Below are 9849 nucleotides of genomic sequence, written 5' to 3' on the forward strand. Positions count from 1 at the left end.
CGTTAATTTCACCAAAATTGGGATGTGTTAAGCATGGCTAACTACTTCAACACTTTGCCACTGCGTGAGCAGCTTGCTCAGCTGGCAAAATGTCGCTTCATGGAAATGTCTGAGTTCGCTGACGGCGTAGATGCGCTGAAAGGTAAGAAAATCGTTGTTATCGGTTGTGGTGCTCAGGGTCTGAACCAGGGTCTGAACCTGCGTGATTCAGGTCTAGACGTATCTTACACTCTGCGTGCTGAAGCGATTGAGCAGAAGCGTCAGTCATGGAAAAACGCAACTGAGAACGGCTTCACTGTAGGTACCTACGAAGAGCTGATCCCAACTGCTGACCTGGTTCTTAACCTGACTCCAGACAAGCAGCACACGGCTGTTGTCAACGCTGTAATGCCCCTGATGAAGCAGGGCGCTTGCCTCTCTTACTCTCACGGTTTCAACATCGTTGAAGAGGGTATGAAGGTTCGTGAAGACCTGACTGTAATCATGGTTGCTCCTAAGTGCCCAGGTTCAGAAGTTCGCGCTGAATACGTTCGTGGCTTCGGTGTACCTACACTGATCGCTGTGCACGAAGATAACGATCCTAAGGGTGAAGGTCTGGCTCTGGCTAAGGCTTACGCTGTTGGCACCGGCGGTCACAAAGCTGGCGTTCTGATGTCATCTTTCATCGCTGAAGTTAAGTCTGACCTTATGGGTGAGCAGACTATCCTCTGTGGCATGCTGCAGACTGGTTCACTGCTGTGCTTCGACAAGATGATCGAAGAGGGCGTTGACGCTGGTTACGCGTCTAAGCTGATTCAGTACGGTTGGGAAACTATCACTGAAGCACTGAAATACGGCGGCGTGACTAACATGCTGGACCGTCTCTCTAACCCAGCTAAGATCAAAGCTTTCGACCTGTCTGAAGAGCTCAAGGAGATCATGCGTCCGCTGTACAACAAGCACCAGGACGACATCATGGACGGTACTTTCTCACGCGTGATGATGGAAGACTGGGCTAACGATGACAAAGATCTGCTGGGCTGGCGCGCAGAAACTGCTGAGACTGCTTTCGAGAAGACTCCAGCAGGCGACATGGAGATCTCTGAGCAGGAGTACTTCGATAACGGTATCCTGATGGTTGCAATGGTTAAAGCGGGCGTTGAACTGGCGTTCGAAACTATGACTGCTGCTGGCATCATTGACGAATCAGCGTACTACGAGTCTCTGCACGAAACTCCGCTGATCGCGAACACTATCGCACGTAAGAAACTGTACGAAATGAACGCAACTATCTCTGATACTGCAGAGTACGGTTGTTACCTGTACAACCACGCATGTGTTCCACTGTTGGGCGATTTCATGAAAGGCATCAAGTCTGACGTTATCGGTCGCGGTCTGAACGCTGAAGACAACGGTGTTGATAACGCTCGTCTGATTGAGGTGAACACTGCACTGCGCTCTAACCCAGTTGAGAAGATCGGTACCAAGCTGCGTGGTTACATGTCTGACATGAAGAAGATCGTTTAATTTCTGATAGGAATTAGATCTTCTAAAAGCCGGGTGCCTCGCGAGGAGCACTCGGCTTTTCTCTTTTTGAGAAGCTAGTCATCTTTTTTGAATTTCTGATTGCGTAGGTATCGGTAATGGCATCTGCAATACGTTTAGACAACCTGCACGTTAACTTTGAAGAGCGCTTCGACCTGCTCGATATCAACTGGACGCTCGAGCCTGACCAGCACTGGGTTATCACCGGCACTAACGGCTCTGGTAAATCAGCGTTAGCGGCAGTGCTTGCCGGGGCGGGTGATATTAAATCTGGCTCGTTGGAGGGCCTTCCTGCGCGCATTGGTCTCGTCTCGTTTGAGGTACAGAAAGAGCTGATTGCGCGGGAGTTGAAAAAAGATGATGCGGATATCATGGACGTTATCTCAGAGGGGACTCCCGTCAGTGAGATGATCTTTGACTATGTTGCTGATGCCGAGTTGGCGCAGCAGCTAGTTGAGAAGTTTGGACTGTCACACCTGCTGGATCGTGCTTTTCGCAAGCTCTCCACCGGTGAGACGCGCAAGCTAATGCTGATTCGTGAGCTCTCCAATAAGCCGGATCTGCTGGTACTGGACGAGCCCTTTGATGGACTGGATGCCGATACCTTAGCGATGCTGCAGGAGCATCTGGCGTCGATCATCGATACCACCCCTATGGTATTGGTGTTGAACCGTTTCGATGAGATGCCCGATTTCGTGACCCATATCGCCTATACCGAGAAGCGTCCGGGCGATGCGGGTACATTGTCGTTTACAGTGGATCGCAGTGACGAGGCCGCTTACGCCGACCTTTACCAACTGCTGCACCTGAAAACGACGGATCTGGCTGTTCCATCAACTGATCCTGCACACTCTCTGCCACAGCTCGACTCGGCTCAGCCGCTGGTACGCCTGACTGATGCCACCATCAAATATGGTGATACGGTCATTGTGGATAAGCTCAACTGGACGATCGAGCGTGGTAAACACTGGCAGCTGAGTGGCCCGAACGGTAGCGGTAAAACTGGCGTGCTGTCGTTGATTACCGGTGATCATCCTCAGTGTTACGTCAACGATATCTTCGTATTTGGTTTTCAGCGGGGCAACGGTGAATCGATCTGGCAGATCAAACAGTTCATCGGCTTTGTCTCCAGTGCGCTGCAGTGGGAGTACCGCGTTAGTGTCAGCTGTAAGAACGTAATCATCTCTGGCTTCTACGACAGCATCGGTATGTACACCAAGTCGACCGATGCGCAGAAGGAGATCGCCGATCAGTGGCTAGCGCTGCTCGGTATGACTGAACGTGCAGATGACTCCTTCAACAAACTCTCGTACGGCGATCAACGTCTGCTTTTGATTGCCCGTGCAATGGTTAAGCATCCACCGCTATTAATTCTTGATGAGCCTTGTCTAGGTCTTGATGATATGAACCGTCAGTTGGTACTGGCGCTGATTGAGAAGATCTGTGAAGCGGGCGAAACAACTGTGCTCTATGTGAACCATCACGCCGAAGATCAGATAAAAGGTATAGAGAACTATCTGAAACTAGAGAAGAACAGCTAAATCGCCCCGTAGGAGCGCATTCTTCAGGGCAAGCAAATCGCCGCGTAGGAGCGCAGTTTACTGCGCGATTATGCTGCCTCTCAGATAGACAAATCGCGCAGTAAAACTGCGCTCCCACAGCGAAGGTAAAGACCATGCCGAGCCACGACACCCGCGAAATCAACGCCGATCGCAGCGACATAGAAGCGCTGCATCAGATCTGGCTCTTCGGCTACGGCTCGCTAATCTACAAGGTCGACTTCCCCTACGCCGAATCAGCCCCAGCCTACATCACCGGCTGGCAGCGCCGATTCTGGCAAGGCAGCCACGACCACCGCGGTACACCAGAAAAGCCAGGGCGCGTCCTAACGCTTATCGAGGCACCTGCCGAACGCTGCTTCGGTATCGCGTACCGCGTCTCGCTTGATGTCTTCGATCACCTAGACCATCGCGAAAAGAACGGTTATCTTCGCTCAATTCAGACGCTGGAGTTCACCAATGGCGATTCACACCCCGGCGTTGTCTACATCGGTCAGCCCGATAACCCCGCCTTTGTTGGGCCTGCCCCCGCAGAAGAGATCGCGAAACAGATCTTTCACAGTGTCGGCCCCAGCGGCCCCAACGCTGAATATGTTCAACTGCTTGCCGAGGCATTGCGCGAGCAAGGCGAGACGGATGAGCACGTCTTCGAAATCGACCGCCTACTTAGAGAAATGCGCCAATAGGAGCACTATCTATTTTCTATCACCAAGACTTGGAACAAGGGGTCTGAACCGATACATTCAGATGATTCACGAACAATAGGAGCTTGATGTGAATACATTGGATGCGACGGCAAAGGGCGTCTACCTTATCACTGTTACGCCGTTTACGGATTCGGGTGCTCTAGATTTGGACAGTACTGATCGAATGGTCGATTTCTGTTTGGAGTCTGGTGTTACAGGCCTGACTGTTTTGGGCATCATGGGTGAGGCGACCAAACTCACAGCGCAAGAGTCCCGCCTGTTTGTTAAGCAGGTACTCAAGCGTGTTGATGGTCGAGTTCCTGTAGTGGTGGGGGCGTCTGCTGCGGGTTTTGCGCCAATGAAAGAGCTGACCCAAAGTGTGATGGACCTTGGTGCGTCTGGCGTTATGGTTGCGCCCCCGTCGACTATGCGAACAGATGATCAGATCATTGGCTACTTCGATATGGTTACCGAAACTCTGGGCCCCGATGTGCCTTGGGTGTTGCAAGATCATCCTGTCTCAACGGGCGTTAAGATGTCCGCTGCAGTCATACTTCGTATTGTCGAGAACTCACCCACCTGTGTGATGCTCAAGCATGAAGATGTTCCGGGCTTGGCGAAGATCTCTGCGTACCGTACAGCGAGTGAAAAGGGAGAGGCGCGACGTATATCGATACTGACAGGTAACGGTGGCGGTCTGTTCCTACCCGAGGAGCTATCGCGTGGCGCCGATGGCGCTATGACCGGCTTTGCTTACCCAGAGATGATGGTCGATGTTGTCGCTGCTCATGCGAGAGGTGATATTGAGCGCGCGCACGACCTATTTGATGCTTACCTGCCGCTCTCACGCTATGAACAACAGCCCGGTATTGGATTAGCCGTGCGCAAGCACCTCCTAGCTGAGCGCGGTGTGATTGCCAGCGCTACGATTCGTAAACCGGGGCCTAAACTTTCGGCGCAAGATATTGCCGATATAGACCGCTTGGTGAAACGCCAAACCCGCCGCCTTGCTGAGCTGGGTTAGATAGAACTTCTGTAGGAGGGTTATTTGGCGAAGCCAAATGACGCAACTTTATGGGTCGCCACTTTCGCTGCGCGAAAATACCTCCTACACGAGGTTCTTACTTCCCGAACTGCAGCTCAGCCCAGCGTTTGTAGAGTGAGTTGCTCTCGATCAACTCAGAATGAGTTCCGGTAGCCACCAACTTGCCCTGATCTAGCACGGCAATTCTATCCGCATTCACCACGGTTGCGAGGCGGTGCGCAATGACCAGTGTGGTGCGCTCTTTGGTGAGGCTATCGAGGGCTTTTTGCACCATATGTTCAGATTCAGCATCGAGGGCGCTGGTTGCCTCATCGAGTAGCAGCAACTGGGGATTCTTGAGTATCGCTCGTGCGATGGCTAGACGTTGACGCTGTCCGCCCGAGAGACGGACACCGGCTTCACCGACTTGCGACTCGTACCCATTTGGCAGGCGTTCAATAAACTCATGCGCATAGGCTGCTTTGGCCGCTTCAATGACCTTAGCCTCTGAGGCCTCAGGCGTGCCGTAGCGTATATTATCGAGGACGGTGCCGCTGAAGAGCGTGGGCATTTGTGGCACTAGACCGATGTGCTCACGCAGCTCGAGTGGGTCGATATCACGAATATCGACGCCGTCAAAAGCGATTCGCCCTTGCTGTACGTCGTAGAAACGTAGCAACAGATCGATCATTGTCGATTTACCTGCCCCTGAAGCGCCAACCAAAGCCAGGGTCTCGCCGCGCCCAATATGCAGAGATAGCTGATTGATCGCTAAGTGATCGAGTCGAGTAGGATAGCTAAAGCTGATCTCTTCAATGCTGATATCCGCCTGTGCGCTATTGGGTAGCGTTTTGATGCTTGTAGGGGGAGTGATTAGGTTGGTGACGTTTAGCAGTTCGATTAGTCGTTCAGTCGCTCCGGCCGCACGCTGTAGATCCCCCATCACCTCACTAATGGAGGCCATGGCAGTCGCTACCATGATGGCGTAGAAGAGAAAGGCTGCCAGTTCGCCACCGGTGATTGCACCGGATTGCACATCTTGACCGCCGATCCAGAGCAGCACCGAGATACCGCCAAAGACCAAAATGATAACCGCGACGGTTAGCCAGGCGCGTTGCTTAATACGTATGACCGATATATCGAAAGCATCTTCGACATGCGCGCCGAAGCGTTGTCGGTCCTCGGCCTGGTGATTAAACGCGTGCACCGTTTTTATATTGGAGAGCGACTCATTTACATAGCTGCCTACGTCAGCAATTTTGTCTTGAGTGCTGCGCGAGAGCTGGCGTACTTTGCGTCCGAATATCAGGATAGGTATGACCACTAGGGGCACCGTACCTAGCAGTATTAGCGTGAACTTCACATTGGTGATAAACAGCCAGATAATACCGCCGAGGAACATCAGCACGTTGCGCAGCGCGACCGAGACCGATGATCCCACTACGGTTTGAATCAGAGTGGTATCGGTGGTGATGCGAGACTGAATCTCGCCACTTGAAGTGGATTCAAAGAAGCCTGGGTGCAGCGAGATAATGTGGTTAAACACCGCCTTGCGCATATCCGCGGTGACCCGCTCACCGATCCACGAGACCAGGTAGTAGCGCGTAAAGGTACCCACAGCCAGCAGCACAATCAGGATCATAAAGAACTCAACTGAATCGGCTAGTGCCGCCGCCGAGTCCGAGGCAAAGCCTCCATCAATCAGCAGACGGATCCCCTGACCAATCGACAGTGTTACCCCTGCTGTGAACATCAGTGCAAGCGCCGCACCAAATAAACGCCAACGGTAGGGCGTGATGAATTTGAGAACCGGACGCAGAGCGCTGATTTTGCCTTTGGTCGCGCGGGCGTCAGCTCGAGAGGTTTGGGACATTGATAAGACTCTTCAAAGATTTCGCATATCATACACTGTGTTGGGTCGCGACCGTGCGCTGCGCGCAGGTTCCTCCTACAGAGAGCTGTTGTAGGAGGGTTGTGAGGTGCAGCCGAACGACGCGACCCGACCCGCAGATTCTTCGTACAAAGAGCCATTGTAGGAGGGTTGTACAGCGCAGCTGTATTACCCGACATCCGGCGGATTACAAAAATCGCCTTCTTCGCTCGCTCCTACTGTAAAATGGGCGCTTCACATTCACAGGTAAAGGTACGGCATGGTAGGCTTTTCTGATCTTGGACTTCGCACTGAGCTGCTTGAGACGCTGAGCGTGCTCGACTATGCCGAGCCGACCCCAGTGCAGCAGAAGGCGATTCCACAGGTTCTGAAAGGTCATGACCTGATCGCAGAAGCGCAAACGGGTACCGGTAAAACCGCCAGCTTTGCGCTGCCCATGATTCAGCGTCTTAGTACGCTTCATGTCGAAGGCGAGTATCGTCAGATTCGCGGCCTGGTATTGGTACCCACGCGAGAGCTCTCCGTGCAGGTGGCGGATGACACCCTAGAGTACGGTCGTGCGTTGAAGATGCGTGTGGTCGCGATTTACGGCGGTGTGCGTTTCGACAATCAGATTCGCAAACTTAAACGCGGCGCCGATATTTTGGTCGCGACTCCGGGTCGCCTGTTAGATCTGATTCGCCATGAGGTGATCTCGCTCGCAGAGGTTGAGATGTTGGTGTTTGATGAGGCCGATCGTATGCTCGATCTCGGCTTTATCGACGATATTCGCAAATTGCTCGCCCTGATCCCCGAACAACGCCAAACCCTGCTGTTCTCGGCCACATTGAATGACTCCGTTGAAGTACTAGCCGAACGCATTCTGACGGAGCCTAAGCGCATCGCCATCGCCGCACGTAATTCGGCTAGTAAGCAGGTGAAGCAGAGTGTTTATGCAGTGGAGCGGGGCGATAAAGCTGATGTGCTCGCCTTCCTGATTCAGGCGGGCAACTGGCAACAGACATTGGTATTTACGCGTACAAAAGCGGGTGCCGATGCGCTTACCGAATCGCTGCTTGCCGAGGGTATCAGCGCTGCCGCCATTCATGGTGATCGTAAGCAGCGCGAGCGACTAGCTGCTCTGCAGCAATTCACCAATGGTGAAATTCGCGTATTGGTTGCCACTGACGTTGCCGCTCGCGGTCTGCATATTGAAGCGCTGCCTCAGGTGGTGAACTTTGATCTACCGAACCAGCCTGAAGCCTACGTGCATCGTATTGGTCGTACAGGGCGCGCAGGCCTTAAAGGGCATGCAATTTCGCTGGTGGGTGGGGACGAGCGCCGTTTCCTCAAGGCGATATCGGAGCTGATTGGTAAACCGCTGCAGTTACAGCCGGTGCCGACACTTGAAGACGGGAAATTGGTGGAGGGTGGCTACCTCTCAGAGAAGAAGCGCAACCCCAGCAAGCGTGAGCGTGCTGCGAATAAACAGCAGAGGGCCGCTAAGCCTGCTCCGACTGAGTATCAAAAGGACAAGTCGCGCCCGGCCCTGCGCCAGTCGCTGTTTAAGAAATGATCGTGAGAGGCACTGCGCTTAGCCGTAGTACGAGCGATGTAGAGCGAAGCTCTATTTCGCGGCTCTATCTCGGTATAAGTGTCGGGCAATAGCGCTGCGCGCTACAGCCCTCCTACAGTAGTTGTTCTCCAACCTCAGATTCACTAATCTACGCGTCAATTTCTAACTATTTCTGGTGTTATTTATGAGCAGTTCCAATCAGGCGCTGAATGCATTTGAGCGTATTCGCTCAAACAAAATTTTTGAGCTCAGTGTTATCTCAGTCATCATCGGCTCAGCACTACTAGTTGGCGCGAAAACCTTCCAGTTAAGCCCGCTCGGAGAGCAGATCGTCTACTGGTTGGATATCGCTGTAACGATCTTCTTCCTTCTAGAGATCAGCGTGCGGTTCATCGCCCATGAGAACAAGAAGCGCTTCTTTCACGATCCCTGGAATGTGTTCGATACACTTGTGGTAACGATCAGTCTGGTTCCGATCAGCCAGGCCGATACTGCACTTGTAGCTCGCCTTGTTCGTGTGTTCCGAGTGCTGCGAATGGTGTCTATCATCCCCGAGCTGCGGATGCTGTTGAATTCTCTGGTGAAGGCGCTGCCGCAGTTGGGTTACGTTATTTTGCTGATGTTTATCATCTTTTACGTCTATGCGGCGGTTGGTGCGACGCTGTTCCACGCCATTAACCCGACGCTCTGGGGCGATGTAGCTGTCTCCATGCTAACGCTGTTCCGCGTGATGACCTTTGAGGACTGGACTGACGTTATGTACGAGACCATGACGGTCTACCCGCTTAGCTGGATCTACTACCTGTCGTTTATTTTCCTCACCGCCTTCGCTTTCCTCAATATGGTGATCGGTATCGTCGTGAACGTGATGAACGAGGAGCATGAACGCATCATGCGCGAGGAGGCCGAGGCAGCGAATGAGCCAACCATCGCCGACCTCAAAGCGGAGCTCACTGAGATCAAACAGATGTTGGCGCAACGCAGATGAGTGAACTGAAGAAACACTCGCTGTTTGAGGACCTCCAAGCGATCTTTACCGGTGCTTTGGCGGTGGCGGTGGGCGTACTATTTCTGAAAACAGCGGGCTTGCTGACGGGTGGTACAACGGGGCTGGCGATACTGCTTCACTACTCGACGGGTATAAATTTTGGTCTGACGCTTTTCTGTGTGAATCTGCCGTTCTACATACTAGCTGTAAAACGGATGGGGTGGCGCTTCACTCTGAAAACGCTGTTTGCTGTTTTCCTAGTATCCTCAATGACGGAACTTATCCCTCTTTGGTTACAAATAGAAGCGATTGACCCAGTTTTCGCGTCAGTTGGCGGTGGTTTATTGGTAGGTATCGGTCTGCTGATTGTGTTTCGACACAAAGCGAGCCTCGGTGGCTTCAATGTGCTGGCGCTCTATATTCAAGACCGCTACGGTATAGCTGTAGGTAAAACACAGATGGCGCTGGATGTGAGCATCGTTGTAGCGGGGCTCTGGTTGATCCCGCCTTGGCTACTCGTCGTTTCGGTCGCGGGCGCTGTGGTGTTGAACTTCGTCATAACGGTCAATCACAAGCCGGGGCGCTACACCGGTTTTTAGCACCGCATACAATCAAGAGAGGC

Annotated in this window: 8 protein-coding genes; 7 read left to right on the forward strand and 1 reads right to left on the reverse strand. The window is 52.8% G+C overall.

All coding sequences use genetic code 11. From position 1 onward, the window contains the following. Nucleotides 1-33: 33 nt before the first annotated feature. The 4 genes from ilvC (at nt 34) to AC1WNR_RS00690 (ending at nt 4793) form a co-directional block, all read left to right on the forward strand. A complete protein-coding gene (gene ilvC / locus AC1WNR_RS00675) occupies nt 34-1506 on the forward strand; it encodes a ketol-acid reductoisomerase (RefSeq protein ID WP_481642637.1) in 1473 nt (490 codons plus the stop codon). A gap of 116 nt (nt 1507-1622) precedes the next feature. Next, nucleotides 1623-3065, forward strand: coding sequence for a molybdate ABC transporter ATP-binding protein ModF (gene modF / locus AC1WNR_RS00680; protein ID WP_481642638.1), 1443 nt, complete (start codon nt 1623-1625; stop codon nt 3063-3065). Between the two features lie 134 nt (nt 3066-3199). After that, nucleotides 3200-3769, forward strand: a complete 570-nt coding sequence (locus AC1WNR_RS00685; RefSeq protein ID WP_481642639.1) for a gamma-glutamylcyclotransferase — start codon at nt 3200-3202, stop codon at nt 3767-3769. Between the two features lie 88 nt (nt 3770-3857). Further along, nucleotides 3858-4793 carry a dihydrodipicolinate synthase family protein gene (locus tag AC1WNR_RS00690; RefSeq protein ID WP_481642640.1) on the forward strand — a complete coding sequence of 312 codons (936 nt, stop codon included), beginning with the start codon at nt 3858-3860 and terminating at the stop codon, nt 4791-4793. 97 nt (nt 4794-4890) lie between these two features. Here AC1WNR_RS00690 and AC1WNR_RS00695 read toward each other — a convergent pair whose 3' ends face one another. Continuing rightward, nucleotides 4891-6666 carry an ABC transporter transmembrane domain-containing protein gene (locus AC1WNR_RS00695; protein ID WP_481642641.1) on the reverse strand — a complete coding sequence of 592 codons (1776 nt, stop codon included), beginning with the start codon at nt 6664-6666 and terminating at the stop codon, nt 4891-4893. 277 nt (nt 6667-6943) lie between these two features. On the opposite strand from AC1WNR_RS00695, the gene AC1WNR_RS00700 reads away from it, so the two are divergent. The 3 genes from AC1WNR_RS00700 (at nt 6944) to AC1WNR_RS00710 (ending at nt 9826) form a co-directional block, all read left to right on the forward strand. After that, on the forward strand, nt 6944-8239 hold the full coding sequence (locus AC1WNR_RS00700; RefSeq protein WP_481642642.1) for a DEAD/DEAH box helicase: 1296 nt from the start codon (nt 6944-6946) through the stop codon (nt 8237-8239). Nucleotides 8240-8423: 184 nt separating this feature from the next. Next, entirely contained in the window at nt 8424-9227 is an 804-nt protein-coding gene (locus tag AC1WNR_RS00705; RefSeq protein ID WP_481642643.1) for an ion transporter, read from the forward strand. Then, nucleotides 9224-9826 (forward strand): DUF6198 family protein, encoded by a 603-nt coding sequence (locus tag AC1WNR_RS00710; protein WP_481642644.1) that lies wholly within the window; start codon nt 9224-9226, stop codon nt 9824-9826. Before AC1WNR_RS00705 ends, AC1WNR_RS00710 begins: the two co-directional genes overlap by 4 nt. The last annotated feature ends 23 nt before the right edge of the window (nt 9827-9849 follow it).

The organism is Marinobacterium marisflavi, from assembly GCF_982447095.1.

Excerpts from the sequence above, each read along its gene's own strand:
- AC1WNR_RS00710 (WP_481642644.1), top strand. The coding sequence starts at position 9,224 with ATGAGTGAACTGAAGAAACACTCGCTGTTTGAGGACCTCCAAGCGATC.
- ilvC (WP_481642637.1), top strand. The coding sequence starts at position 34 with ATGGCTAACTACTTCAACACTTTGCCACTGCGTGAGCAGCTTGCTCAG.
- AC1WNR_RS00695 (WP_481642641.1), bottom strand. The coding sequence starts at position 6,666 with ATGTCCCAAACCTCTCGAGCTGACGCCCGCGCGACCAAAGGCAAAATC.
- modF (WP_481642638.1), top strand. The coding sequence starts at position 1,623 with ATGGCATCTGCAATACGTTTAGACAACCTGCACGTTAACTTTGAAGAG.
- AC1WNR_RS00685 (WP_481642639.1), top strand. The coding sequence starts at position 3,200 with ATGCCGAGCCACGACACCCGCGAAATCAACGCCGATCGCAGCGACATA.
- AC1WNR_RS00700 (WP_481642642.1), top strand. The coding sequence starts at position 6,944 with ATGGTAGGCTTTTCTGATCTTGGACTTCGCACTGAGCTGCTTGAGACG.
- AC1WNR_RS00705 (WP_481642643.1), top strand. The coding sequence starts at position 8,424 with ATGAGCAGTTCCAATCAGGCGCTGAATGCATTTGAGCGTATTCGCTCA.